The sequence below is a fragment of the Enterobacter cloacae complex sp. P24RS genome, from assembly GCF_014982165.1.
Classification (GTDB): Bacteria; Pseudomonadota; Gammaproteobacteria; order Enterobacterales; family Enterobacteriaceae; genus Enterobacter; species Enterobacter quasihormaechei.
Genome location: NZ_JADCKU010000014.1, coordinates 19,048 through 44,968, shown reverse-complemented (window position 1 = coordinate 44,968; position 25,921 = coordinate 19,048). Strand labels below are relative to the sequence as shown.

The window sequence follows — 25,921 nt, the reverse complement described above, 5'->3', positions numbered from 1 at the left end:
ACAAGTGAAATTAACGCTCTATTATTAGGACAACAAACCCACCCCCATTATAAGTTTGAGATTACTACAATGAGCGAAGCACTTAAAATTCTGAACAACATCCGTACTCTTCGTGCGCAGGCAAGAGAATGTACCCTTGAGACGCTTGAAGAAATGCTCGAAAAATTAGAAGTTGTCGTTAACGAACGTCGTGAAGAAGAAAGCGCAGCTGCGGCTGAAATCGAAGAACGTACACGTAAACTGCAACAGTATCGCGAAATGCTGATTGCCGATGGTATCGATCCAAACGAATTGCTGAACAGCATGGCTGCGGCTAAAACCGGCACCAAAGCAAAACGTGCAGCACGTCCAGCTAAATATAGCTACATTGATGAGAACGGCGAAGAGAAAACCTGGACTGGCCAGGGTCGTACTCCTGCTGTAATCAAGAAAGCAATGGACGAACAAGGTAAACAACTGGATGACTTCCTGATCAAGGATTAATCTGGAAAGATTCTGAAAATCCCGCCTGGTGCGGGATTTTTTATGCCCGTAATATTCGCCCGAACATCTCCTTACATTCTGTCATATTGCGAGATTCACTATTTAACGTCCTTGACAATCCGCCGACAATTACCAGGCGACAGGCATAAAAAAAACCGGTGGGCATCGCCACACCGGTCTTGTTCAGCAGCCTGTGGGTTTATTACTTAATACCCATGCTGCCTTTGAGCCAGGCTTTAAATTCTTCACCCAGGCTGTTATGGCGAATACCATATTCTACGAAGGCCTGCATATAACCGAGTTTATTCCCGCAGTCATGGCTCTTACCTTTCATATGGTAGGCTTCTACGGTTTCTTTCTCGATCAGCATATCGATAGCATCCGTCAGTTGGATCTCATCGCCCGCACCTGGAGGCGTTTTCGCCAGCAGCGCCCAGATTTCAGCACTCAGCACGTAACGACCCACGACAGCAAGGTTAGACGGCGCGACGTCAGCTTTAGGTTTTTCAACAACGCCAACCATCGGTACGCTTTCGCCAGGCTTCAGAGCAACGCCTTTGCAGTCAACCACACCGTAAGCGGTTACGTCGTCAACTGGCTCAACCATAATCTGGCTGCTGCCGGTTTCATCAAAGCGTTTAATCATCTCTGCCAGGTTTTCCTGGGAAAGATCGGACTCGTACTCATCAAGAATCACGTCCGGCAGAATAACCGCGACCGGCTCATCACCCACTACCGGGTGTGCACACAGTACTGCGTGCCCCAGACCTTTCGCCAGGCCCTGACGAACCTGCATAATGGTAACGTGCGGAGGGCAAATAGACTGCACTTCCTCCAGCAGCTGGCGCTTGACGCGTTTTTCCAGCATCGCTTCGAGTTCGAAACTGGTATCAAAATGGTTTTCGATAGAGTTTTTAGATGAATGCGTAACCAGCACAATTTCGGTGATGCCTGCTGCAATACATTCATTCACGACATACTGGATTAATGGCTTATCAACCAGAGGCAGCATCTCTTTTGGGATTGCCTTCGTTGCTGGCAACATCCTGGTACCCAATCCCGCCACCGGGATAACGGCCTTTCTGACTTTCGAATTTAGGGCAGCCATTGAAATTCTCCTGAACTGTTCAAGTTTTGAACTTTTATGCATTGAATAACGCGTTGAGTATACAGTCTCAGCCACTAATACGGGTCTGAAAAGAACGCGTTGCCGATCAATTAAGACAAATACGCATGAAACTTGCCGCGATAGTAGCACCGCCAGCAAAAACACAGGTAAAGCAATCTGAAAAATAAAATCTGACTGCTTACTCTGTGGACAACATTAAGCGTAACCGCCCTCCTGCCCCCCAAATTTGGCACTGCCATGAGGTGCAGCGGTGGCTAATTTGATTAAGGTAAGTATTACCCAGCGTGCCCAACGGCACGCCGTTACTCACCTGAATATGGTGTTCTCCAGTATTCAGTGTGGCATTTAAACCCGCAGACACCAGAATAAGGTTATTCAACCCGCTGTGATAATAGCCAACCAGAAGCGGGAACTGCCCCGGTAAATTGGCCTGGCGAAAAAGTTGGTTCACCTGTTTTAGCAAACTGCCTAACTCAGGAAGCCGTTGCCCCTGATGGGATAATTGTTCCTGTAGCAATCCATTAAAGAGCGCTCGCAGTAATAAGGCCGCCAAAACGCCGTTATCTCCCGCTCGGGTAACATCCAGGCAATAAAAGGCGAGGTCGGCATCCGATAACGGCGCAATATCCAGCACCAGTCCAGGCTGGTCAGCCGCTACCAGCTGGCGATAATTTACTCTGCAATGAGAAATATTTTGCTGCACCGGCGGCTGGAGTTCCTGAAGCAGCTTTGCCGCCGCGAGCGGATTACTGACTAAGGCATCCCAGTCCTGAAATAGACGCTCCTCTTCTTCAACGCGGGAATTAAACATATTGGGATACAGGCAGGCCAATACCGTTTCACGTAGTCGGTTTAAATCTTTGACCGGTTTGAGCAGGATATCCTGCACCCCCAAACGCAATGCCCTGGCAATGTCGGCCATATTTTCGGTGGCCGAAATCACGAGTATCGGTGTCTGGTAACCTTCATTACGCAGCTTTTCTACCAGCATTAAGCCGTTCATCCGCGGCATCTCGAGATCGCAGATCATCAGGTCAGGTGCAATGCTGGCCATCTTTTCCAGCGCCTCGACGCCATCTTCGGCAAGGGACGTGGTTGCACCCAGCGAGGATAACCACGAATCCAGTAGCGATCGGAAAACGGGCTCGTCTTCAACTATCAAAATGTGTTTTCCGGCCAATGGCTGTGTCATGGTTCCTCCCCTGGCTGACAGTTACTCAATAGTGGCATGCTATTAGTACTATCGCCTGTCAGATTTTGCTGAAGTAATCAAAAAAGTGCTTAACGTGCTGTACGCACAAAAGGCAACAGTTCATCTATTTTCTTTTCGACGGCTAACGAGCCCGCTGCTATGGCGGCCTCAGCCCGGTGGAAATCAAGTGTAGAGACTTGCGGACAATAGGGTTGAATAAGAATATCCGGAGGATCGCCCGCCATACGGTTTCGCTTCAGGCGATTCTCGAGAATTTGTATCGAAGTCGTCATGATTTCAACGGCGTTCGGTGCGGTCACTGCACGACGCGCAGTCAGGCGCCCTATTCTGCCGCGTAAACGCGCATGCCAGGCAAGTTTCTCTTCTTCGGCATCATTGCTGTGAAGATTAACCGACATCAAATCCTGCTGCATAAGGTGAGCATCGTGTTGTAAATCCACGGCGATGACGATATCCGCGCCCATGGCCCGCGTCAGTGAGATGGGGACAGGATTCACTACGCCACCGTCAACGAGCCAGTAGCCGTTATGAGGCACAGGCGCCATTAACCCAGGTATACTACAGGAGGCACGTACGGCGAGATGGATATCCCCTTCGGTGAGCCATAACTCCCTGCCCGTACTGAGGTTGGTTGCAACGGCACCAAAAGGCATTTGGCAGTGACTGAAGTCAGCGAGAGGCATTATCTTACGAAACTGATTGAACACGCGTTCGCCGCGCAGCAGGCCACCACGCTGCCAGGAGAGATCCATCAGGCGCAGCACATCCCAGTAACTGAAGGAGCGCACCCAGCTTTCAAGCTCCGGAAGCTTACCGCAGGCGTACGCGGATCCGACCAGCGACCCTATCGAACACCCTGCAACAACATCAACGTCAATTCCCATCTGCTTTAAAGCATTAATAACGCCAATATGTGACCAGCCCCGGGCGGCACCTGAGCCCAACGCCAGTCCAATTTTTACCTTTCTCATTAGCCCTGTTTTACTTCCCCTGGATTCCCGACATAGCGTCAACGTAACTGCTCAGTTAACATATTGCTACCTTAAGCGTTTAACGCCTTATTTTTTGTTCCAGGAAAAGAATTGTGTCTCAACTCTGCCCCTGTGGTAGCGCTCTGGAGTATAGCCTATGTTGCCAGCGATATCTTTCTGGCGAGCAGGTTGCACCAGACCCGTCACACCTTATGCGCTCACGGTATACTGCTTTTGTGATCAAAAACGCAGACTACCTGATTAAAACCTGGCATCCGTCCTGCCATGCGCCCGATTTTCGGCAAGAGATTGAAGCCGGATTTGCCAACACCGTCTGGCTGGGCCTCACCGTCTTTGATGCCGCTCCCGGCCGCGATGCCAACGAAGGCTATGTCAGTTTTGTCGCCCGCTTTAGCGAACAAAACAGACCTGGCGCCATCATTGAACGCTCCCGGTTCTTAAAGGATAGCGGGCAATGGTATTATATTGACGGCACACGTCCGCAGTTCGGTCGTAACGATCCCTGCCCCTGTGGTTCAGGAAAAAAATTTAAAAAGTGTTGCGGCAGTAATGCCTGACAACTCAGACTTCGCAAATACATAAACAGGATTTCCCGGCGATGCAATCACTACAACGTAAAGTTCTGCGCACCATCTGTCCCGATCAAAAAGGGCTGATCGCACGAATCACTAACATTTGCTACAAACATGAACTGAATATCGTGCAGAACAACGAGTTCGTTGACCACCGTACCGGTCGCTTCTTTATGCGTACCGAGCTGGAAGGCATTTTCAACGACACCACCCTGCTTGCCGATCTGGACAGCGCCCTGCCGGAAGGCTCGGTGCGCGAACTGAACCCGGCGGGTCGTCGCCGCATCGTGATTCTGGTCACCAAAGAGGCGCACTGCCTGGGCGATCTGCTGATGAAAGCCAACTACGGTGGCCTGGACGTCGAAATTGCTGCCGTCATCGGCAACCATGAAACGCTGCGTACTCTGGTTGAGCGCTTCGACATTCCGTTCGAGTTGGTCAGCCATGAAGGCCATACCCGTGAAGAACACGATAACCTCATGGCGCAGGCCATCGAGGCGCATAACCCGGACTACGTTGTGCTGGCAAAATACATGCGCGTCCTGACGCCGTCCTTCGTGGCACGCTTCCCAAACAAAATCATTAACATTCACCATTCGTTCCTGCCAGCCTTCATTGGCGCGCGTCCATATCACCAGGCTTACGAGCGTGGGGTGAAGATCATTGGTGCGACCGCCCACTACGTGAATGATAATCTGGACGAAGGTCCAATCATCATGCAGGACGTGATTCACGTGGATCACACCTACACGGCAGAAGATATGATGCGAGCGGGCCGTGACGTTGAGAAGAACGTGCTGAGCCGTGCGCTGTATCAGGTTCTTGCCCAGCGCGTTTTCGTGTACGGCAACAGAACGATTATTCTTTAATCCTTTGTAAAATGAATTGATTAGCTTTGCGCCTTTACGGATAAAAAGCAGGCAAACAGCGTTATTTACCTAAAGGAATGCTTTACAGGGGCGTCTCATTTGATATGATGCGCCCCGCTTCCAACAGGAAGCAGGCCAGTAAAAAGCATTACCCCGTGGTGGGGTTCCCGAGCGGCCAAAGGGAGCAGACTGTAAATCTGCCGTCATCGACTTCGAAGGTTCGAATCCTTCCCCCACCACCATCACTTTCCAGATCCTTCAGCACTCTCCAAAAGCACAATGCGCCATGTTTCTCCAGTGCGGGGAAGGATGAGAAGCTTCGACCAAGGTTCGATTCGAGCGTAGCGAGAAAGCGTTGCCGCAGGCAACGACCCGAAGGGCGAGGCGCAACGCGCCGAGTAATCCTTCCCTGCCTGTTTTCCCCGGTGGCGCTTCGCTTACCGGGGCTACAAAAATGGTAAGCGAAGCGCCACCGGGCATACGACAGCCTTTGTAGGCCGGGTAAGGCGCAGCCGCCACCCGGCATCCGACCGCGACATCCGCGCTAAACCCAGGCACCAGGCCAAAAAAAACCCCGCAAAAGCGGGGTTCTTTCAAAACAACGGAATCAGCGACGCGCACGAACTACCTGATATTTGCGCGTCAGGTACTCCACCGGTGCGCTCCAGATATGCACCAGACGGGAGAACGGGAACAGCACAAACAGCGTCATACCCAGCACCAGGTGAACGCGGAAGATAAACGCCACGCCGTCCAGATGCTCAGATGCACCGCCGTGGAAGGTCACGACGGACTGCGCCCACCCCACCAGCTTCATCATTTCACTGCCATCCATATGCTGCGCAGAGAATGGAATAGTCAGCAGACCCAGCGCGCATTGCACCATCAGCAGGGAGAGGATCAAGATGTCCGCGCCTGTGGTGGTAGCCCGCACGCGTGGGCTGAACAGACGACGTTTCAGCAGCAGCAGACCACCCACCAGGGTCATCACGCCGCAGGCACCGCCGGCGATCATCGCCATCTTCTGCTTCACTTCAATCGGCAGCCACGCTTCGTACATCCAGTGCGGCGTCAGCATCCCCAGGAAGTGACCGGCGAAAATCCCCAAAATCCCGATGTGGAACAGGTTTGACGCCAGGTTCATCCCCTTACGATCCAGCATCTGGCTGGAGGCAGCACGCCAGGTGTACTGGCCATAGTCATAACGCAGCCAGCTTCCCACCAGGAACACGGTGCCCGCGATATACGGGTAAATGTCAAAGAAGAACATATTCAGGAAGTGCATTAGTGCTGTCCTCCGTTAGAGATATTCAAATATTGCGGAGCCACCGCTCCGGCAAAACGACGCTGATGCGCAGAGATTTCAGACTCGCCACAGTTCTGGTCAGCAAAGAATTTCACCTGCTCTTCTTCCCAGACGGCGTCCAGCGCTTGCGGGGTATCGTCGCGAGCTTCATCCGCGATTTTTTCCGCCACTTTTTCGCTGTCGACCGAGGCGTTCGCCAGCTTCACCAGCAGATCGAACAGTACGGCATAGCGGCTCTCACGCTGCTGTAGACGTGCGCCGAGCAGCGCCAGAATGGGAGCGATGTCCTGCAACCCCCCAAGGGCCTCTTCTTTCGGCAGCTGCGCCAGATACTCCAGGTACAGCGGCAGGTGATCCGGCAGCTCGCGGCTGTCGAGTTGCAGGCCGTGCTGTTCGTACTGGGCCATCAGATCCACCATCGCCTGACCACGGTCGCGGGATTCACCGTGAACGTGTTCAAACAGCAGCAGAGACGTCGCACGACCACGGTCAAACAGCTGGCTGTAGTCCGCCTGCGCGTCGAGAAGATCGCGCGCCAGCAGGTCGCGGAGGAAAACGCCCAGCTTCTGGGCATCCTCTTTATCCAGGTTTTCAGACGACGCGAGTGCATCAAAGAGTTCCTGTTGATGCTGCGCAAGCGCAGCATCAGGGTACTCGAGCAGACGCGAAACAATGACGAGTTCAATCATTGGTGCGGCTCCGTTTTGCTGGTCACATCCATCGCGTCAATGCGGCGGCTGTTGAACAGGTTGAATTTACTGTCTGACCCGTGGCAACCGTCGCCAAAGGTAAAGCCACACCCGCTTTTCTCCGGGAAGGCCTCGCGAGCCAGCTCGCGGTGGCTGCTTGGCACCACGAAACGATCTTCGTAGTTAGCGATTGCCAGATAGCGGTACATCTCCTGCGCCTGCGCTTCGGTCAGGCCGACCTCTTCCAGCGCGCGGGTATCGTTAACGCCGTCAACGGTTTCCGCACGTTTGAAGTGACGCATTGCCAGCATACGTTTCAGCGCCAGCAGCACCGGCTGGGTATCTCCGGCGGTCAGCAGGTTGGCCAGGTACTGAACCGGGATACGCAGGCTTTCCACGTCCGGCAGAATACCGTTGCTGCCCAGCTCACCCGCGTCCGCCGCAGACTGAATTGGCGACAGAGGCGGCACGTACCAGACCATCGGCAGCGTGCGGTATTCCGGGTGCAGCGGCAGGGCCAACTTCCAGTCCATCGCCATTTTGTACACCGGAGACTGCTGCGCGGCGTCAATCACGCTCTGCGGAACGCCGTCTTTCAGCGCCTGCTCAATCACCTTCGGATCGTTCGGATCGAGGAAGACGTCCAGCTGACGCTGATAGAGGTCTTTTTCGTTCTCGGTGCTTGCGGCATTTTCAATCGCGTCCGCGTCGTACAGCAGCACGCCGAGGTAGCGGATACGGCCTACGCAGCTCTCGGAGCAGACGGTCGGCATACCGGCTTCGATGCGCGGATAGCAGAAGATGCACTTCTCTGACTTACCGCTCTTCCAGTTGAAGTAGATTTTTTTGTACGGGCAGCCGGTGATGCACATACGCCAGCCGCGGCACTTGTCCTGGTCGATCAGCACGATGCCGTCTTCTTCACGCTTGTAGATGGCGCCGCTCGGGCAGGTCGCGACGCACGCCGGGTTCAGGCAGTGTTCGCACAGGCGCGGCAGATACATCATGAAGGTGTTTTCGAACTGGCCGTACATCGCCTTCTGCATGTTCTCGAAGTTCTGGTCCTTCGCGCGTTTTTCGAACTCGCCGCCCAGAATTTCTTCCCAGTTTGGACCGCTGGTAATTTTGTCCATGCGCTTACCGGTGATCAGCGAGCGAGGACGGGCGATCGGCTGGTGTTTGCTTTCCGGCGCGTTGTGCAGGTTCTGATAGTCGTAATCAAACGGCTCGTAGTAATCGTCGATGCCCGGCAGATGCGGGTTAGCGAAGATTTTACCGAGCAGCATCGCACGGTTACCCATGCGCGGTTGCAGTTTGCCGTTGATTTTACGGATCCAGCCGCCCTTCCACTTCTCCTGGTTTTCCCAGTCGGTCGGAAAGCCAGTGCCCGGCTTGCTTTCCACGTTGTTGAACCAGGCGTACTCCATACCTTCACGGCTGGTCCAGACGTTTTTACAGGTGACCGAGCAGGTATGACAGCCGATGCATTTATCCAGATTCAGCACCATGCCGACTTGTGAACGAATTTTCATTTTACGCTCTCCTGTACCTGGTCATTACCTTCGCCGTCTAACCAGTTAATATTCTTCATCTTACGTACCACCACGAACTCATCGCGGTTCGATCCTACGGTGCCGTAGTAGTTAAAGCCGTAGGCCAGCTGAGCATAACCACCGATCATATGGGTCGGCTTCGGCGTAATACGGGTCACGGAGTTGTGAATACCGCCGCGCTGCTCGGTGATCTCTGAACCCGGCAGGTTAACGATTCGTTCCTGCGCGTGATACATCATGGTCATCCCGGCCGGCACGCGCTGGCTCACCACGGCTCGTGCCGTCAGGGCACCGTTACTGTTGAACACTTCGATCCAGTCGTTATCTTCGATACCCAGATCTTTGGCGTCCGCTTCGCTCATCCAGACAATCGGCCCCCCGCGCGACAGCGTCAGCATCAGCAGGTTGTCGCTGTAGGTGGAGTGGATACCCCACTTCTGGTGCGGCGTCAGGAAGTTCAGCGCCTTCTCCGGGTTACCGTTCGATTTCGCGCCCATTACCGCTTTCACAGAGCGGGTGTCGATTGGCGGACGGTACACTAGCAGGCTTTCACCGAAGTCGCGCATCCACTGGTGGTCCTGATACAGAGACTGACGACCAGAAAGCGTGCGCCATGGGATCAGCTCGTGAACGTTGGTATAGCCAGCGTTATAGGAGACATGTTCATCTTCCAGACCAGACCAGGTCGGGCTGGAGATAATTTTTCGCGGCTGGGCCTGAATATCGCGGAAGCGAATTTTCTCTTCCTCTTTATTCTTCGCCAGATGCGTGTGGTCACGACCGGTAAATTCACTCAGGGCCGCCCACGCTTTCACCGCCACGTGGCCGTTGGTTTCCGGTGCCAGGGTCAGGATCATCTCCGCCGCATCAATTGCCGTGTTCAGCATTGGCTGGCCTTTGGCCGGGCCGTCTGCTTTGGTGTAATTGAGCTTGCGCAGCAGGTCCATTTCGCTCTGGGTATTCCAGGCGATGCCTTTGCCGCCGTTACCGATTTTCTCCATCAGCGGGCCGATAGAGGTAAAGCGCTCGTAGGTTGCCGGGTAATCACGTTCAACCGGAATGATGTGCGGCGCGGTCACGCCCGGGATCAGGTCGCACTCGCCTTTTTTCCAGTCCTTCACGTCAAGCGGCTGCGCCAGTTCGGCAGCGGAGTCGTGCTGGATTGGCAGCGTCACCACGTCGGTCTCTTTGCCCAGGTGGCCTACGCAGACTTCGGAGAATTTCTTCGCGATGTCTTTGTAGATATCCCAGTCGCTTTTCGATTCCCACGCCGGGTCAACGGCGGCAGACAGCGGATGAATAAACGGATGCATATCCGAGGTATTCATGTCGTCTTTTTCGTACCAGGTGGCGGTTGGCAGCACGATATCGGAGTACAGGCAGGTGCTGGACAGACGGAAGTCCAGCGTCACCACCAGATCCAGCTTGCCGTCCAGACCGTTGTCTTTCCATTCCACTTCTTCTGGCTTCACGCCGCCCTGCTTGCCGAGGTCTTTACCCTGAATACCGTTCTCGGTGCCCAGCAGGTATTTCAGCATGTACTCGTGGCCTTTACCGGACGAGCCCAGCAGGTTGGAGCGCCAGATGAACAGGTTGCGCGGATGGTTTTTGCCGTTCTCAGGCTGTTCTGCCGCGAAACGAATTGAGCCTTCCTTGAGCGATTTCACGGTGTAATCCACCGGGGACATGCCCGCTTTCTTCGCCTCTTGTGCAATGCGCAGCGGGTTAGTGCCCAGCTGCGGCGCCGACGGCAGCCAGCCCATGCGTTCAGCGCGCACGTTGAAATCAATCAGGTGGCCGCTGTAGCGGGATTTATCCGCCATCGGCGACAGCAGTTCCTGCGCGGTAACCGTCTCGTAGCGCCACTGGCTGGAGTGGTTATAGAAGTAGGAGGTGCTGTTCATGTGACGTGCCGGACGCTGCCAGTCAAGGGCAAACGCCAGCGGCTGCCAGCCGGTCTGCGGACGCAGTTTTTCCTGGCCCACGTAGTGCGCCCAGCCGCCGCCGCTCTGACCGACGCAGCCGCAGAAGATCAGCATGTTGATCAGGCCGCGATAGTTCATATCGAGGTGATACCAGTGGTTCAGACCGGCACCCACGATGATCATCGAACGACCGTGAGTTTTGTCGGCGTTTTCCGCAAATTCACGCGCGATACGGGTGATCTGCGCGCGCGGCACGCCGGTGATCTGCTCCGCCCAGGCCGGGGTATAGGCCTTCACGTCGTCGTAGCTGGTTGCGCAGTTTTCGTCGTTCAGACCGCGCTCCAGGCCGTAGTTCGCCATGGTCAGGTCGTAGACCGTCGTGACCAGCGCGGTAGAGCCGTCCGCCAGTTGCAGGCGCTTAACCGGCAGTTTGTGCATCAGGACGTTTTGCAGCTCAACCTTGTTGAAGTGCTCGGAACCTTCACCGCCAAAGTACGGGAAGCCGACATCGGCGATCTCGTCCTGGCTGCCCAGCATGCTGAGGCGCAGTTCCGTCTCTTCGCCGGTGGTGCCGTTACGCTGCTCCAGGTTCCATTTGCCTTTCTCGCCCCAGCGGAAGCCGATAGAACCGTTAGGTGCCACCAGCTCGCCGTTGCTGTTGCAGGCGACTGTTTTCCACTCTGGGTTGTTTTCCTGCCCCAGCGCGTCCACCAGATCCGCAGCACGCAGCATACGGCCCGCCGCGTAGTAGCCGTCGCGCTCTTCGAGCATCACCAGCATAGGCATGTCGGTGTAGCGACGGACGTAATCGGTGAAGTACTGGCTTGGCTTGTCGAGGTGGAACTCACGCAGCATGACGTGGCCCATCGCCAGCGCCATTGCGGCATCGGTACCCTGTTTCGGTGCCAGCCACAGGTCGCACAGCTTGGCGATTTCCGCGTAGTCCGGCGTTACCGCGACGGTTTTCGTCCCTTTGTAACGTACTTCGGTGAAGAAGTGCGCATCCGGGGTACGGGTCTGCGGCACGTTAGAGCCCCAGGCGATGATGTAGCTGGAGTTGTACCAGTCAGCAGATTCCGGCACGTCGGTCTGCTCACCCCAGGTCTGCGGTGAGGCAGGCGGCAGGTCACAGTACCAGTCGTAGAAGCTCAGGCAGGTCCCGCCGATAAGCGACAGGTAGCGCGCGCCGGAAGCGTAAGAGACCATCGACATCGCCGGGATTGGCGAGAAGCCCGCCACGCGGTCAGGACCGTAGGTTTTCACGGTGTAGACGTTAGAGGCGGCAATCAGCTCGTTCACCTCTTTCCAGGAAGAACGAACAAAACCACCGCGACCGCGCGCCTGCTTGAAGCTTTTCGCTTTGTCGGCATCTTCAATAATAGAGGCCCACGCATCAACCGGATCGCTGTGCTGCACTTTCGCTTCACGCCACATTTTCATCAGGCGTTTACGCATCAGCGGATATTTCAGACGGTTGGCGCTATAGAGATACCAGGAGTAGCTGGCCCCACGCGGGCAGCCGCGCGGTTCATGGTTCGGCATATCCGGACGGGTACGCGGATAGTCGGTCTGCTGCATTTCCCAGGTCACCAGACCGTTTTTAACGAAAATCTTCCAGCTACATGAGCCAGTGCAGTTTACGCCGTGGGTAGAACGGACAACTTTGTCATGCTGCCAGCGTTGACGGTAACCGTCTTCCCAGTCCCGGTTGGTATCCAGAACCTGGCCGTGCCCATCGGCAAAAGTTTCACCCTTCTGTTTGAAGTAGCGAAACCGGTCCAAAAATTTGCTCATCGGGTATCTCCTGTGTGGAGCCTGTGGCTCTCTAAATCGACATTGCTGATTTGCAGCGAAGGTAACGCTATGAAAGATGGTGAGAATTGATAACGATCAAGGCGAAGGGGGTCTGTCACGGGGGGTATTAGATCAAATACCACCAAAGCGGTAGTTGTGAATATTTTTTATATTCATGATTTATATGGGTATTTTTTATTTATCGTACAAAAGACGAAGCAAAATTTAACATCTTAGGTATTAAGGGGTAGAAACACCTGTAAAGCGATGGCGATCACAGTGTTACCTGCGGGTGAAGGTGAATAGACTTTTTAGTATGTTGTAACTAATTAAGCATAAAAAAAAGCGCGGCACTGAGGCCGCGCAAACGGATAATCAAGCTTACTTGTTTTTCTTGGTATTACGGCCGTATACCAGCCACGTGATGGCCACGCAGGCGATATAGAAGACGAGGAAGACTTTCATCGCACCCGCCGGAGAGCCGGTCAGATCCAGTGAGATACCAAACGCTTTTGGAATAAAGAATCCACCAATCGCGCCAATTGCAGAGATAAAACCTAGTGCCGCAGCGGTATCGGTGGCGGCTTCACGCATCGCCTGCTCGTCGCTCCCACCCTGCGCTTTCACGCGGTCCATGGTCAGCTTGCGGAAGATGACAGAGATCATCTGGAAGGTAGACGCACTGCCCAGCCCGGCCGTCAGGAACAGCACCATGAAGACGCCGAAGAAGGCAAAGAAGTTACCGCCCTGACCATCAACAGGCAGCGTCAGGAACAGCAGCGCGCAGAAGATAGCCATCACAACAAAGTTCACCAGCGTAACGCGAGTCCCGCCCAGACGGTCGGAGATCATCCCGCCCAGCGAACGTGCCAGCGCGCCAATAAACGGACCGAAGAAGGCAAACTGAAGGATCTGCACGTCCGGGAACTGGGTTTTCGACAGCATTGCAAAGCCCGCGGAGAAACCGATGAACGAGCCGAAGGTTGCCAGATACAGCAGCGCCATCACCCACAGGTGGCCGCGTTTCAGCACCGGCAACTGTTCGCTCAGGGAAGCTTTGGACGCGGACAGATCGTTCATGAAGAACCACGCCGCCAGCGTAAAGACCACCAGGAACGGTACCCAGATCCAGGCTGCGTTTTGCAGGAACAGCATTGAACCGTCAGGCTGCGTCACGCCACCGCCACCAAAGGCGGCAAAGATGGAGACGGAGATCGCCAGCGGCGCAAGCAGCTGCATCACGCTCACGCCCATGTTACCCAGACCGCCGTTAATGCCCAGCGCACCGCCCTGCTTCGCTTTCGGGAAGAAGAAGCTGATGTTCGCCATGCTGGACGCAAAGTTCGCACCCGCAAAACCGCACAGCAGAGAGATAATCACGAACACGCTAAACGGCGTGGAGGTATCCTGCACCGCAAAACCGAGCCACACGCACGGGACGATCATGATCCCGGTACTGAAAGCCGTCCAGCGACGACCGCCGAAGACAGGCACCATAAATGCGTAAGGCACGCGCAGCAGTGCACCTGAAAGCGACGGCAACGCGGTCAGCATAAACAGCTGATCGGTGGTAAAGGTAAAGCCCACTTTAGGCAGGTTAACCGCAACCGCACTGAACAACATCCAGACGCAAAACGCCAGTAACAAACATGGAACGGAAATCCACAGATTACGACTTGCTACACGGTGGCCGCGCTGTTGCCAGAACGCCGGATCCTCTGGACGCCAGTCTGTAATTACGGCACCAGTTTCCCTTTCGGGAGCGGAAGAGTGACTCATAGACACCTCTGATTCTCGAATGATGCTGCAAACATTAGGGCTTTAGAGCGGCGGTAAGTTGATATAAATCAAAGGAAAAGTGGGAGGTTTCGCGGTGAAAAAAAAGCCATCACTCTTAATGAGTAGATGCAAAACGTAAAAAAGGTGTGGTTTTTCACGGTGCTGACGCATCCCTGCTTCGTCCACCCACTAACCGTTACCCCTCCGGCAATTTAGAGGTAATCCTTTATTGGTATGGGTATACTCCGGGGTATGCACCAGAATAGCGCCATTCCTGCAAGCAGGTCACGTCAGGAGCCCGTCAACTCTATGTTAAAAAGATGTTTATCTCCGCTAACGCTGGTTAACCAGCTGGCGCTTATCGTTCTGCTGTCCACCGCTATCGGTGTGACAGGCATGGCTATTTCTGGCTGGCTGGTACAGGGCGTACAGGGTAATGCGCATGCCATCAACGAGGCAGGCTCGCTACGCATGCAGAGTTACCGGCTGCTGGCGTCGGTTCCGCTGACGCAGGCTGACCAGCCGCTTATCGACGAAATGGAGCGTACCGCATTCAGCCCTGAGCTGGAACGAGCCGCTATTCGTGACGGCCAACAATCTCAGCTTAAGGCGCTTCAGGGCTACTGGCACACCCAACTGGCGCCCGGGCTAAAGCGGGCGGAAAATCGGGAAACGGTCGCGCAGGATGTCGCCGGGTTTGTGTCACGCATCGACCATCTTGTCAGCTCTTTCGATCGCACGACAGAGTTACGCATTGACCGTGTGGTGATGGTTCATCGTGCGATGGCGCTGTTTATGGGTTTGCTGCTGATTTTCACGGTTATCTGGCTGCGCGCGCGGCTGCTGAACCCCTGGAAACAGCTTCTGGCGATGGCCCGCGCCGTCACTCAACGCGATTTTACCCAACGCACGCACATCAGCGGGCGCAACGAAATGGCGATGCTCGGCGAGGCGCTCAATACCATGTCGGCTGAACTCTCGGAAAGCTACGCGGTACTGGAAAAACGCGTCCAGGAGAAAACCGCCGGGCTTGAGCAGAAAAACGAGATCCTCTCTTTCCTGTGGCAGGCGAACCGTCGCCTGCATATGCAGGTGCCGCTTTGCGAGCGTCTTTCGCCGGTTCTGAACGGCCTGCAAAACCTGACCCTGCTCCGCGATCTTGAGCTACGGGTTTACGACGTTGAAGACGAAGAAAACCACCAGGAATTTACCTGTCAGTCGGACATCTCCTGCGACGATAAAGGGTGTCATCTGTGCCCGCGCGGCTTGCCTCCGCTGACCACCAGCGGCACGACCCTCAAGTGGCGGCTGATGGACAGCCATACCCAGTACGGCATTCTGCTGGCAACCCTGCCAGCCGGGCGTCACCTTAGCCACGACCAGCAGCAGCTTGTGGATACCCTGGTTGAGCAGCTCACGGCCACCCTCGCGCTCGATCGCCACCAGGAGAAACAGCAGCAGCTAATTGTAATGGAGGAGCGCGCCACCATCGCCCGCGAGCTGCACGACTCCATCGCCCAGTCCCTATCCTGCATGAAGATGCAGGTGAGCTGCCTGCAAATGCAGGACGAAGGCATGCCCGATAGCAAAAAACAGCTGCTCAGCCAGATCCGTAACGAGCTTAACACCTCATGGGTTCAGCTTCGCGAGCTGCTGACCACCTTCCGTTTGCAGCTCACCGAGCCGGGGCTGCGCCCGGCGCTGGAGTCCAGCTGCCAGGAATTTAGCGCCCGGCTGGGCTTCCCGGTAAAGCTGGATTACCAGCTGCCGCCGCGTTTTGTCCCCTCTCACCAGGCGATCCATGTGCTGCAAATTGCCCGTGAAGCCCTGAGCAACGTGCTCAAGCATGCCGAGGCAACGGCCGTTACGGTCACCGTCAGTTGCCAGGATAATCAGGTGAAGCTCAGGGTTCAGGATAACGGTCGCGGCGTGCCGGAAAATGCCGAACGAACGAACCATTATGGTTTAATTATCATGCGAGACCGCGCGCAAAGCCTGCGCGGTGATTGCCAGGTTCGCCGGGGAGAGTCAGGTGGCACCGAAGTCGTGGTCACCTTTATACCCGAAAAGTCCCTTATAACTGCTCAAGGAGAAAACCATGACTAATCAGGAACCGGCATCGATCCTGCTGATTGACGATCACCCGATGCTGCGCACTGGCGTTAAACAGCTTGTCAGTATGGCGCCGGATATCACCGTCGTCGGTGAAGCCAGCAACGGTGAACAGGGGATTGAACTTGCCGAATCGCTCGATCCTGATTTGATCTTGCTCGATCTCAACATGCCGGGCATGAATGGCCTGGAAACCCTCGACAAGCTGCGGGAGAAATCCCTTTCTGGCCGGGTGGTAGTCTTCAGCGTCTCCAACCACGAGGAAGACGTGGTTACCGCCCTCAAGCGGGGGGCAGACGGCTATCTGCTGAAGGATATGGAGCCGGAAGATCTGCTCAAGGCGCTGCAACAGGCTGCCGCAGGCGAGATGGTGCTGAGCGAAGCGTTAACGCCGGTGCTGGCCGCCAGCCTGCGTGCGAACCGCGCTACGTCCGATCGTGACGTCAGCCAGCTGACCCCGCGCGAGCGCGACATTCTGAAGCTGATTGCCCAGGGTCTGCCTAACAAAATGATCGCCCGCCGTCTGGACATCACTGAAAGTACGGTCAAGGTGCATGTCAAACACATGCTGAAGAAAATGAAGCTAAAATCCCGCGTCGAAGCTGCCGTCTGGGTGCATCAGGAACGCATTTTTTAACTTAGTCGTCCGGCAGCAACTTCCACCGTGGATCGTCGTCAGGCATTGCGACGAGCGGTTGCACCACGGAAAGCGTGATCTCATTGGAGGAGACACGCTGCCCATCCTTATCTTCCACCACGGCCACAAGCCGCCATTCGTTTTTCGCCCCTTCCGCGTCGTTCCAGGCGGGCATAATCACGCTCCAGCCATCGCTGCTGTTGCTGTTTGCCGGTGAGGTCAGGCTGAGCGCCTGGGTATCACCCAGCCAGTGGATCTGACGGATACCGTGGGTGCTGCGAATTTGCAGCTTCAGCATGACGGTTTCGCCCGGCTTAAGATCCCACGGCGGCGTAGCCAGGTAGACCGAGAGGGTTTTTCGCTGACGAAACTCCATGACGGGCAGATTATCGCGCTCAGGTGAATCATAGCGGCTTCCCCGCAGCGAGCGCGTCGCCGCCACTTCCCCGGCGGAAAGCTGTTTCGCCAGCGGCACGCCAAAACGATAGTTGAGCTTCAGCCCGAGGTTATTCTGGCTAACCCCGCTCTCCCCCTGCTTATGGGCAGCCGTCAGGGTGACCAGTGGAACGGGGGTATAGTTCAGCCCCAGGTTGACCGCGACCGGGTTGTGATACCCCGTACCGCTGTTAAACAGATCGACGTTATCGCCGAAATACTGTTCAAAGCTGACGCTGGTGTTCAGATGATGAAACCAGGGTAGCCAGGCTTTGGCCGTTACGTCGTACCCGCGCGCCATGCGCTGCTCCCGAATGTCGGAACCCGGCTGCCAGCCGGCAAACGGCTGGTAGTAATTGGCCGACAGGCGCAGGTTTTCTCCCCACGCCTCTGCGCCCAATCCGGCGCGTTGCAGGTTGTCTTCAAGCAGGTTGTCGTAAAAGGTGTTGTAGCCAAGCAGCCACTTTCCGGCCACCCAGCGCTGGCCAATCCCTACGTTGCTCACCAGCCCATCCGTCTGCTGCGTCAGGCCCAGCTGGCTCCAGCTCAGATAACGGTTGTTATCGTTCCAGGGGATAAACCAGCTGCCGCTGCTGCCGTTGAAGTTCCCTTCGTCATCCACCAGCACGTTGACGCTGGCATTCCCCCAGGGCGAAAGCCAGGATTCAATCTGCTCGTTAACTTCCCCGCTCACGGCATCCCGCACCTTGCCAAACGCGAACTCTCGCGCCTGCTGCCCGGCGGTCAGGCCGTTATCGGTCATACTGGCTTCACCGAAGGCTTTTGCCATTTCAGCCAGGTGCTTTTCGCCCTCGCTCGTTGGTTGTGCCATACCCAGATCCGGCAGGCTATCGCCGTTGTTATCAAACGGATTTTGCGCCTGCTGCACGAAGGATTTCGGCGCACCGTGAACGGCTCCAGCCGAAATAAGGGGGAGTAACAGCAAAAAAAGGGTGCGGGACGATACAGCCTTCAACGTCGTCAATAAGAACCTGTGTTTTTGAACAAGCACTTATATGTTAACGCCATAAGCCCTGAAAACCAGCCTTAACATAAATTTCAGGAATATCCTGAAAAGATTTGTCGGGTGGCGGCTACGCCTTACCTGACCTACGGGCCGGTACGAATTTGTAGGTCAGGTAAGGCGTAGCCGCCACCCGACGCCATTATCCCAACAGCCCTTTCAGCTCCGGCAAGCAGGAGCCGCAGTTAGTCCCGCAGCGCAGCTTCACTCCCAGCGCTGTCGCAGAATCACAGCCGCCGGCTATCGCCTGGCGTATCGTGTTTTCACCCACGCTGAAGCAGCTACAGATAATTCGACCGGGATCGGCACCTTCACCCGGCCGTTGTCCGTGCAGCAGCGCATGGCGTTCAGCGATTTGTACGGGCGCAGAAGCAAAGGCTTCTTTAATAAACGCATGCGCCAGCGCCGGCAGCGTATTGCCCTCCCAGTAGCCAAGCATCAGTTCGCCGAGATGCCAGGCCAGTATGCTGCTGCGTTCCCCTGTCTGAGCCACCTGTAGCTGCCAGCCCCGGGCGCTGGCATACGCCATAATCCACGACAGCAGAGGCCGATCTCCCGCTACCGTCAGACGTGAGGCTTTACGCCACCAGCAGACCGACGGCGGCAACGCCGGCAGCTCGCGGGCATACAGTTCTCCCTGCCAGGCGGGGAGCCAGGGCATGATCCTTACCGCCGTTTGTTTACTCTCAGGCTGGCCGGAACAGGCATCCACCCGTCCCTCCACCAGCGCATTGACCTTCCCCTGTCGGGCAAACTGCGCGTTCCAGTGCATCGGCGCAAACAGCTCGCCCGCACGCTGTCCGGGGAAAATACGTACTCTGGCAACCATCACTCCGCGCGGGGAGCTTATCCGCGCCAGCTGGCCGTCCGTCAGGGCCGCGCGGGCCGCATCGGCTGCGCTTAACTCAACAAATGGCTCGTCGATATGCTGCATCAGGCGCGGAACATACCCCGTGCGCGTCATGGTGTGCCACTGATCGCGGATGCGCCCGCTGTTCAGTATTAACGGGTACAGTTCGTTAACGCAGGCGCCATGTGTTGAGGGCTCAACCGGAACAATCGTTCTTTGCGGGAAATCACCGGCGCGCCACTGGTACGGCGCCAGATCGTCCCACGCCTCTCGCGTCAACGACGCCAGCTCGTGCAGGTTCAGGGCCCGTTCGCCGTTATTTTCATACGCCGTCAGCGCCGCATGCTCACAAAAGATCTCCTGAGGATGTTCCCAGGCGAAGGCCTCGCCATAGCCGAGCTGCTCTGCGATCCGGGCGACGATCCACCAGTCCGGTTTGGCCTCGCCGGGCGCAGGCAGAAAGGCGCGCTGGCGGGAGATACGGCGTTCAGAGTTCGTCACCGTGCCGTTTTTCTCGCCCCACCCCAGGGCGGGAAAACGGATATGGGCAAACCGGCTGGTGTCCGTCTCCTGCATCACTTCAGAAACAATAACCAGCGGACAGGCCGCCAACGCCTGGCACACCGCGTGGCTGTCCGGCAGCGACACGGCGGGGTTGGTGCCCATGATCCACACCGCCTTTACCTCGCCGCGGGCAATGGCGTCAAACAGTTCCACCGCCATCAGGCCCGGGGTCTGCGCCAGCCGCTCGGTGCCCCAGAAGCGGGCCACGCGCGCGAGATCGTCCGGCTCAAAATTCATGTGTGCCGCCAGCTGATTCGCCAGCCCGCCCACTTCCCGCCCGCCCATGGCGTTTGGCTGTCCGGTCAGCGAAAACGGGCCGCAGCCCGGACGGTTGAACTTCCCGCTGGCAAGATGCACGTTAATGATGGCGTTACACTTGTCGCTGCCGCTGGAGGACTGGTTGATCCCCATGGTGTAGAGCGTGATCGCGCGGGGCGCGGTGACAAACCAGTCGTAGAAGGTGCCAATCTCGTCTGGCGTCAGGTCGCAAAACGCCGCCACACGAGGGATAGTCCACTCGCCGCTCCCCTGAATCAGATTGAGCAAACCCACAAACAGCCCGGCGTCGCTGCCGGGTTTCAGCGCCAGATGCAGGTCTGCGACGTCGCAGGTGGCGGTTTTGCGCGGGTCAATCACCACCACTTTCATCTGCGGATTGTTGTGTTTGGCCTGCACCAGCCGCTGATACAGCACAGGATGCGTCCAGGCCGCGTTTGACCCGACCAGTACCACCAGATCGCTGTTTTCCACATCTTCGTAGCTGCACGGCACCACGTCTTCACCGAAGGCGCGTTTGTAGCCCACCACCGCCGACGACATACACAGCCGCGAGTTGGTATCAATGTTCGCCGCCCCGATAAATCCTTTCATCAGCTTGTTGGCGGCATAGTAATCCTCGGTCAACAGCTGGCCGGAGGCGTAAAACGCTACCGCCTGCGGGCCCCATTCGTTGATGATGTTCCGCAGCCGCTCGCCCGCTTCGCCCAGCGCCTCGGGCCAGTCGACCTCCAGGCCGTCGACCATCGGGCGCAGCAGGCGTCCCTGCAACCCCGTCGTTTCTCCGAGGGCGGATCCCTTCACGCACAGCCGCCCAAAATTCGCAGGATGGGTTTCATCTCCCCGAATGCTTACCTTTTCGCCGTCTACGCTGGCGACCACCCCGCAGCCCACGCCGCAGTAAGGGCACGTTGTCCGGGTTTCCGTCATGAGGCCTCCGCGCGCATCACCAGCTCTTCGTTGCCAACCCACACCTTGCCGTTTTCAATTTTAACCGGCCAGGCGCGCACCGCGGGTTCGCCGCTCTCCACCTGACAGCCGTCGCGCAGGCGAATACGCTGCTTGTAGAGCGGAGAGACAACGACCGGTTCACCCGCCGCATCGCCGAGGATGCCGCGCGAAAGCACGTTCGCGCGGCTACCCGGTTCCCGATCGTCGAGGGCATAAACGGTTTGACCAAAGCGGAACAGCGCAATCGGTTTGCGCCCAAGATGCGCGCCGATGCCCGCCTGCTCAGGAATATCGTCAATGCCGCAAATTTCCTGCCAGCGCTTGCTTTCCTCCACGACAGGGAGGTTCACCGCGGTGCGGAACAGCGCCATGCGGTCAGGATCGTTAAGGGTGGTTTGCCATTCACACTGGTACGTCTCAACCACCCGGGCCATCTCCTGCTCCAGCTCGTGGGCGATCCCGAGGCTGTCGTTCAGGATCACCTCGCGCAGATAGTCGAGGCCGCCTTCCAGGTTGTCCATCCAGGTACTGGTGCGTTGCAGGCGATCTGCCGTGCGAATGTAGAACATCAGGAAGCGGTCGACGGTGCGGATCAGCGTTTCGTCGTCCAGATCGCTGGCGAAAAGATCCGCGTGGCGCGGCTTCATCCCGCCGTTGCCGCACAGGTAGAGGTTCCAGCCTTTATCCGTGGCAATCACCCCCACGTCCTTGCTCTGCGCCTCTGCGCACTCGCGGGTACAGCCGGAAACCGCCATTTTAATTTTGTGCGGCGCGCGCAGCCCCTTGTAGCGGTGCTCCAGCCTGACCGCGAGGCCGGTAGAGTCCTGAACGCCGTAGCGGCACCAGGTCGACCCGACGCAGGATTTCACCGTGCGCAGGGATTTTCCATAGGCGTGCCCGGTTTCAAACCCTGCCTCAACCAGCGCCTGCCAGATTTCCGGCAACTGTTCGAGCGTGGCGCCAAACAGGTCAATACGCTGTCCGCCGGTGATTTTGCTGTAAAGGCTATAGCGTTTCGCAATCTGGCCGATGGCGATCAGTCCGTCGGCGGTCACTTCACCCGCAGGCATGCGCGGCACGATGGAGTACGTTCCGTCCTTCTGGATATTGGCGAAGTATCGGTCGTTGGTATCCTGCAACGGTAGGTGCGCCGGTTTGAGCAGATACTCGTTCCAGCAGGAGGCCAGCACGGACCCCACCAGCGGCTTACAGATCTCGCACCCGTGCCCCTGACCGTAGCGGCTGATAAGCTGGTCGAAGGTTCGGATATGGTTGACGCGTACGAGGTGGTAAATCTCCTGGCGCGAGTACGGGAAGTGTTCGCAGATGTCCTTTTTCACCTCCACGCCCTGCTCCGCAAGCTGGAACTCCATCACCTGCTTCACCAGCGCGCTACAGCCACCGCAGCCGGTCGCCGCTCTGGTGCACTGCTTAATGGCGCCGAGATCCGTTGCCCCCGCGCCCACCGCCTGACAAATATCGCCTTTGCTGACGTTATGACACGAACAGATCTGCGCGCTTTCCGGCAGTGCCGCCACGCCCAGCGCTTTCGGCGCGCTGCCTGACGAAGCCGGTAAGATCAGCGTTTCTGGCGCTTTTGGCAGACTGATGCCGTTGAGCATCATTTGCACCAGCGTGGCGTATTCGCTGGCATCGCCCACCAGCACGCCGCCTAGCAGAGTTTTGCTGTCGTGGCTGACCACGATTTTTTTGTAGATTTGCTGTGGCCCATGCGTCCACTGGTAGCTTAGCGCCCCCGGCGTGCGCCCGTGGGCATCCCCAAACGACGCCACGTCCACGCCGAGCAGCTTGAGCTTGGTGCTCATATCCGCACCGGTGAAGCGTTTCTCCTCACCCGCCAGCACGGCGGCGGCCACGCGCGCCATCTGGTAGCCCGGGGCCACCAGACCAAAGATTTTTCCCTCCCAAAGCGCGCATTCACCGATGGCAAGCACGTTCGGATCGGAGGTCTGACAGCCATCATCAATGCAAATCCCGCCGCGCTCACCGATAGCCAGCCCGCTGCTGCGCGCCAGCGCGTCCTGCGGGCGAATACCGGCAGAGAAGACCACCATGTCCGTTTCGAGATGTTCACCGTCGGCGAAGCGCAGCACCAGCCCGTCGGGCGTCGAAGCAATTTCCGTGGTGGCTTTACTGGTGTGAACGCCAACGCCCAGCGCCTCGATTTTCCTGCGCAGCATCGCCGCGCCGTCATTGTCGAGCTGCACCGCCATCAGATTCGGCGCGAACTCCACCACGTGGGTTTCCAGCCCGAGCTGTTTGAGGGCATTCGCGGCCTCCAGCCCGAGCAGGCCGCCGCCAATCACCACGCCGCGGCGCGAGCCCGCCGCGTGGGCCGCGATATTGTCCAGGTCATCAAGGGTGCGGTAGACAAAGCACCCCGGCAGATCGTTGCCCGGTACCGGCGGCACGAAGGGGTACGAGCCGGTCGCCAGCACCAGCTTGTCCCAGTGGATCTCATGGCCCCTGGCGGTACGCACCACGTGCGCTTCACGATCGACAGCGACGATCTGCTGCGACAGGCGCAGCTCAATGCCGTTGTCGGCAAAGAAATCTCCCTCCACCAGCGAGAGCGAGTTTGCGCTGCGTCCGCCAAAATACTCCGACAGATGCACGCGGTCGTAGGCGGCATAGCGCTCTTCGCCAAAGACAACGATCTGATACTGCTGATGCAGATTGCGGTTAACGCAGTCTTCGAGGAAATGATGGCCGACCATACCGTGCCCAACCACCACCAGAGTAGGTTTTGTCATAGCGTTCTGTCCTGCAACCTGCGGTTGCGTTGTGAAACGATCGAACAGCCAGTCCGCGTGTGCGGGCGCAGCCGTTGCCAGTAAATCGGTAAATGTCGCCGCGCTGCGGCAGTCGCCCATCAGCAGCACGCCAGCCAGCGCCCCGCGATGGATCAGTAAACGACGATAGTGGCGGGTCAGCGGATCCCATGAGCTCCAGACCACATCGTCCGCGCACGCGGTGGCGCGACCGAGGCTAAACAGCTCCACGCCGGTCACCTTTAGGCGCACGCCGTTGTCAGTCAGGGTAAAGGGCGCGGTTACGTCACCGGCGAGGCGCGCGGCGAGGATGTCCGCCTGCGCCAGACAGGGGGCGACCAGGCCAAACGTCTGGCCGTCAATTTCGCAGCACTCGCCAATGGCGTAGATATTCGGCACGGAGGTTTGCATCTGCTGATCCACCACAATGCCGCGCACACAGCGAATGCCGCTGGCCCGCGCCAGCGCAACGTTGGGCTGCACGCCAGTCGCCAGTACCACGCGCGCGGCGTCGACGCGGCGTCCGCTGAGCAGCGTCACGCTATTCGCGTTGATCGCCGCGATGCCGGAGGCGAGTTCACAGTGCACGCCCCGCTCCGCCAGCGCCTCTTCCAGCAGCACGCTCGCCTGCTGGTCAAGCTGCTGCTCCATCAGCCACGGGCCGCGATGCACGAGCGTGACGTTGTCACCTGAAAGGGCCAGCGCGGCCGCCGCCTCCACGCCGAGCACCCCGCCGCCCAACACGACTGCCGGTCCGGAGATGTTCTGAATGGCGCAGGTCTCTGCCAGGGTGCGAAAGGTAAACACGTGCGGCGCGTCGCCGCCGGGGATCGGCGGCACAACAGGTGTCGACCCGGTGGCAAACACCAGCACATCCCAGCTCAGCGTGCGGGCGGTGGTAAGCACTTCATGCGCGTTCAGGTCAACGCCGAGCGCCGTTTCTCCTCGCAGCACCGTCACGCCTCGTGCCGTATACCAGCCTTCATCGTGCAGACAGAGGTGCTCCGCCTGCTTTTCTCCGCCGAGAACCGGTGAGAGCTGGATGCGGTTATAGGCGTGCTGCGGCTCGTCACCGATTACCGTAATCGCAACGCGACCGGGGGCACACTCGGTCAGCGAAGCAATCAGCCGGGTTGCCGCCATACCATTACCGATAATGACCAGTCGCATCGTGCCTCCTCGTTACGCCGCTTTCGGCTGTTTTTCGTAGAGGAAATGGAGGATTTGCTGGCGCATGTGGTGATAGCGGCCGTCGTCCGCCAGCTGCACCCGGTTGCGCGGGCGCGGCAGATCGACGCGCAGGATCTCGCCCACGGTGGCCGCCGGACCGTTGGTCATCATCAGCACCCGGTCAGAAAGCAGCACCGCCTCGTCCACGTCGTGGGTGATGAGCACAATGGTGGTATTCAGCGCCTGCTGGATCTGCATCACCGAGTCCTGCAAATGGGCTCGCGTCAGGGCATCCAGCGCGCCAAACGGCTCATCCATCAGCAGCACTTTGGGTTTCATCGCCAGCGCCCGGGCAATCCCCACGCGCTGCTTCATGCCGCCGGAGATCTCCCCGGGGCGCTTATGCAGCGCGTGGCCCATCTGCACGCGGTCGAGGTTGTGCTCAATCCACTCTTTGCGCTCGGCCTTGCTCATGGCGTGACGGAAGACCTGATCCACCGCCAGCGCCACGTTGTCGAAGCAGGTCAGCCACGGCAGCAGCGAATGGTTCTGGAACACCACCGCGCGCTCTGGCCCCGGCCCGGCGATTTCGCGGTTGTCGCAAATCAGTCCGCCTTCCGTAGGCAGCGCGATCCCGGCGATCAGGTTTAACAGCGTCGACTTGCCGCAGCCGGAGTGACCAATCAGACTGACGGTTTCCCCCTCATGGATATCGAAAGAGACGTTTTGCAGCGCCAGAAACTCGCCGCTGGCAGTGGAAAAACGCTGGCTCACGGCCTGGACCTGAATTAACGGTTTCATCTTTG

General features: G+C 57.5%; 17 protein-coding genes, 1 tRNA gene and 1 other RNA gene. 7 read left to right on the top strand and 12 right to left on the bottom strand.

Features of this window, described 5'->3' with window-relative positions; translation table 11 throughout:
- The first annotated feature begins 69 nt into the window (after positions 1 to 69).
- Positions 70 to 483, top strand: a complete 414-nt coding sequence (gene hns, locus INF58_RS15335; protein ID WP_003856724.1) for a histone-like nucleoid-structuring protein H-NS — start codon at positions 70 to 72, stop codon at positions 481 to 483.
- A gap of 202 nt (positions 484 to 685) precedes the next feature.
- Here the strand turns inward: hns and galU are convergent, their stop codons facing one another.
- The 3 genes from galU to rssA all read right to left on the bottom strand — a co-directional run bounded on the left by galU (position 686) and on the right by rssA (position 3,796).
- Positions 686 to 1,591: a UTP--glucose-1-phosphate uridylyltransferase GalU gene (galU, locus tag INF58_RS15330; protein ID WP_063452245.1), complete on the bottom strand. Its 906-nt coding sequence runs from the start codon at positions 1,589 to 1,591 to the stop codon at positions 686 to 688.
- A 199-nt stretch (positions 1,592 to 1,790) separates the two neighbouring features.
- Positions 1,791 to 2,804 (bottom strand): two-component system response regulator RssB, encoded by a 1,014-nt coding sequence (rssB, locus tag INF58_RS15325; protein ID WP_063866538.1) that lies wholly within the window; start codon positions 2,802 to 2,804, stop codon positions 1,791 to 1,793.
- Between the two features lie 89 nt (positions 2,805 to 2,893).
- On the bottom strand, positions 2,894 to 3,796 hold the full coding sequence (rssA, locus tag INF58_RS15320) for a patatin-like phospholipase RssA (protein WP_193528021.1): 903 nt from the start codon (positions 3,794 to 3,796) through the stop codon (positions 2,894 to 2,896).
- A 113-nt stretch (positions 3,797 to 3,909) separates the two neighbouring features.
- Between rssA and INF58_RS15315 the strand changes: the two genes are divergently transcribed.
- The 4 genes from INF58_RS15315 (at position 3,910) to INF58_RS15300 (ending at position 5,677) form a co-directional block, all read left to right on the top strand.
- Positions 3,910 to 4,374 (top strand): YchJ family protein, encoded by a 465-nt coding sequence (locus INF58_RS15315; protein WP_193528020.1) that lies wholly within the window; start codon positions 3,910 to 3,912, stop codon positions 4,372 to 4,374.
- 41 nt (positions 4,375 to 4,415) lie between these two features.
- The gene (gene purU / locus INF58_RS15310) at positions 4,416 to 5,258 is read left to right on the top strand and encodes a formyltetrahydrofolate deformylase (protein ID WP_063452241.1); all 843 of its coding nucleotides are present in this window, start codon (positions 4,416 to 4,418) and stop codon (positions 5,256 to 5,258) included.
- A 157-nt stretch (positions 5,259 to 5,415) separates the two neighbouring features.
- A tRNA-Tyr gene (locus INF58_RS15305) sits at positions 5,416 to 5,500 on the top strand.
- 46 nt (positions 5,501 to 5,546) lie between these two features.
- Positions 5,547 to 5,677: non-coding RNA, RtT sRNA (locus tag INF58_RS15300), on the top strand.
- A 188-nt stretch (positions 5,678 to 5,865) separates the two neighbouring features.
- On the opposite strand, the gene narI is transcribed toward INF58_RS15300, so the two are convergent.
- The 5 genes from narI to INF58_RS15275 all read right to left on the bottom strand — a co-directional run bounded on the left by narI (position 5,866) and on the right by INF58_RS15275 (position 14,304).
- Positions 5,866 to 6,543 carry a respiratory nitrate reductase subunit gamma gene (gene narI, locus INF58_RS15295; RefSeq protein WP_063452240.1) on the bottom strand — a complete coding sequence of 226 codons (678 nt, stop codon included), beginning with the start codon at positions 6,541 to 6,543 and terminating at the stop codon, positions 5,866 to 5,868.
- Positions 6,543 to 7,253, bottom strand: coding sequence for a nitrate reductase molybdenum cofactor assembly chaperone (narJ, locus tag INF58_RS15290; protein WP_063866535.1), 711 nt, complete (start codon positions 7,251 to 7,253; stop codon positions 6,543 to 6,545). Before narJ ends, narI begins: the two co-directional genes overlap by 1 nt.
- Positions 7,250 to 8,785 (bottom strand): nitrate reductase subunit beta, encoded by a 1,536-nt coding sequence (narH, locus tag INF58_RS15285; RefSeq protein ID WP_063452238.1) that lies wholly within the window; start codon positions 8,783 to 8,785, stop codon positions 7,250 to 7,252. The genes narJ and narH overlap by 4 nt, the downstream gene beginning before the upstream one ends.
- Positions 8,782 to 12,525, bottom strand: a complete 3,744-nt coding sequence (locus tag INF58_RS15280; protein ID WP_193037711.1) for a nitrate reductase subunit alpha — start codon at positions 12,523 to 12,525, stop codon at positions 8,782 to 8,784. Before INF58_RS15280 ends, narH begins: the two co-directional genes overlap by 4 nt.
- Before the next feature lie 381 nt (positions 12,526 to 12,906).
- Positions 12,907 to 14,304 (bottom strand): NarK family nitrate/nitrite MFS transporter, encoded by a 1,398-nt coding sequence (locus INF58_RS15275; RefSeq protein WP_063452236.1) that lies wholly within the window; start codon positions 14,302 to 14,304, stop codon positions 12,907 to 12,909.
- A gap of 309 nt (positions 14,305 to 14,613) precedes the next feature.
- Here INF58_RS15275 and narX point away from each other — a divergent pair, with 309 nt between their 5' ends.
- Positions 14,614 to 16,410 carry a nitrate/nitrite two-component system sensor histidine kinase NarX gene (gene narX / locus INF58_RS15270; RefSeq protein WP_193528019.1) on the top strand — a complete coding sequence of 599 codons (1,797 nt, stop codon included), beginning with the start codon at positions 14,614 to 14,616 and terminating at the stop codon, positions 16,408 to 16,410.
- Positions 16,403 to 17,053, top strand: coding sequence for a two-component system response regulator NarL (gene narL, locus INF58_RS15265; RefSeq protein ID WP_003856701.1), 651 nt, complete (start codon positions 16,403 to 16,405; stop codon positions 17,051 to 17,053). Before narX ends, narL begins: the two co-directional genes overlap by 8 nt.
- Before the next feature lies 1 nt (position 17,054).
- On the opposite strand, the gene INF58_RS15260 is transcribed toward narL, so the two are convergent.
- The 4 genes from INF58_RS15260 to INF58_RS15245 all read right to left on the bottom strand — a co-directional run bounded on the left by INF58_RS15260 (position 17,055) and on the right by INF58_RS15245 (position 25,916).
- Positions 17,055 to 18,473 (bottom strand): YchO/YchP family invasin, encoded by a 1,419-nt coding sequence (locus INF58_RS15260; protein WP_193528018.1) that lies wholly within the window; start codon positions 18,471 to 18,473, stop codon positions 17,055 to 17,057.
- 181 nt (positions 18,474 to 18,654) lie between these two features.
- Entirely contained in the window at positions 18,655 to 21,132 is a 2,478-nt protein-coding gene (locus INF58_RS15255; RefSeq protein WP_193528017.1) for a nitrate reductase, read from the bottom strand.
- Positions 21,129 to 25,115 carry a nitrite reductase large subunit NirB gene (nirB, locus tag INF58_RS15250; protein WP_193528016.1) on the bottom strand — a complete coding sequence of 1,329 codons (3,987 nt, stop codon included), beginning with the start codon at positions 25,113 to 25,115 and terminating at the stop codon, positions 21,129 to 21,131. The genes INF58_RS15255 and nirB overlap by 4 nt, the downstream gene beginning before the upstream one ends.
- 12 nt (positions 25,116 to 25,127) lie before the next feature.
- On the bottom strand, positions 25,128 to 25,916 hold the full coding sequence (locus tag INF58_RS15245; protein WP_063452232.1) for an ABC transporter ATP-binding protein: 789 nt from the start codon (positions 25,914 to 25,916) through the stop codon (positions 25,128 to 25,130).
- Positions 25,917 to 25,921 lie beyond the last annotated feature (5 nt).

Bases quoted from the DNA above. Each gene is read 5' to 3' on its own strand.
- hns (WP_003856724.1), top strand. From the start codon at position 70: ATGAGCGAAGCACTTAAAATTCTGAACAACATCCGTACTCTTCGTGCG.
- galU (WP_063452245.1), bottom strand. From the start codon at position 1,591: ATGGCTGCCCTAAATTCGAAAGTCAGAAAGGCCGTTATCCCGGTGGCG.
- rssB (WP_063866538.1), bottom strand. From the start codon at position 2,804: ATGACACAGCCATTGGCCGGAAAACACATTTTGATAGTTGAAGACGAG.
- rssA (WP_193528021.1), bottom strand. From the start codon at position 3,796: ATGAGAAAGGTAAAAATTGGACTGGCGTTGGGCTCAGGTGCCGCCCGG.
- purU (WP_063452241.1), top strand. From the start codon at position 4,416: ATGCAATCACTACAACGTAAAGTTCTGCGCACCATCTGTCCCGATCAA.
- narI (WP_063452240.1), bottom strand. From the start codon at position 6,543: ATGCACTTCCTGAATATGTTCTTCTTTGACATTTACCCGTATATCGCG.
- narJ (WP_063866535.1), bottom strand. From the start codon at position 7,253: ATGATTGAACTCGTCATTGTTTCGCGTCTGCTCGAGTACCCTGATGCT.
- narH (WP_063452238.1), bottom strand. From the start codon at position 8,785: ATGAAAATTCGTTCACAAGTCGGCATGGTGCTGAATCTGGATAAATGC.
- INF58_RS15280 (WP_193037711.1), bottom strand. From the start codon at position 12,525: ATGAGCAAATTTTTGGACCGGTTTCGCTACTTCAAACAGAAGGGTGAA.
- INF58_RS15275 (WP_063452236.1), bottom strand. From the start codon at position 14,304: ATGAGTCACTCTTCCGCTCCCGAAAGGGAAACTGGTGCCGTAATTACA.
- narX (WP_193528019.1), top strand. From the start codon at position 14,614: ATGTTAAAAAGATGTTTATCTCCGCTAACGCTGGTTAACCAGCTGGCG.
- narL (WP_003856701.1), top strand. From the start codon at position 16,403: ATGACTAATCAGGAACCGGCATCGATCCTGCTGATTGACGATCACCCG.
- INF58_RS15255 (WP_193528017.1), bottom strand. From the start codon at position 21,132: ATGACGGAAACCCGGACAACGTGCCCTTACTGCGGCGTGGGCTGCGGG.
- nirB (WP_193528016.1), bottom strand. From the start codon at position 25,115: ATGCGACTGGTCATTATCGGTAATGGTATGGCGGCAACCCGGCTGATT.
- INF58_RS15245 (WP_063452232.1), bottom strand. From the start codon at position 25,916: ATGAAACCGTTAATTCAGGTCCAGGCCGTGAGCCAGCGTTTTTCCACT.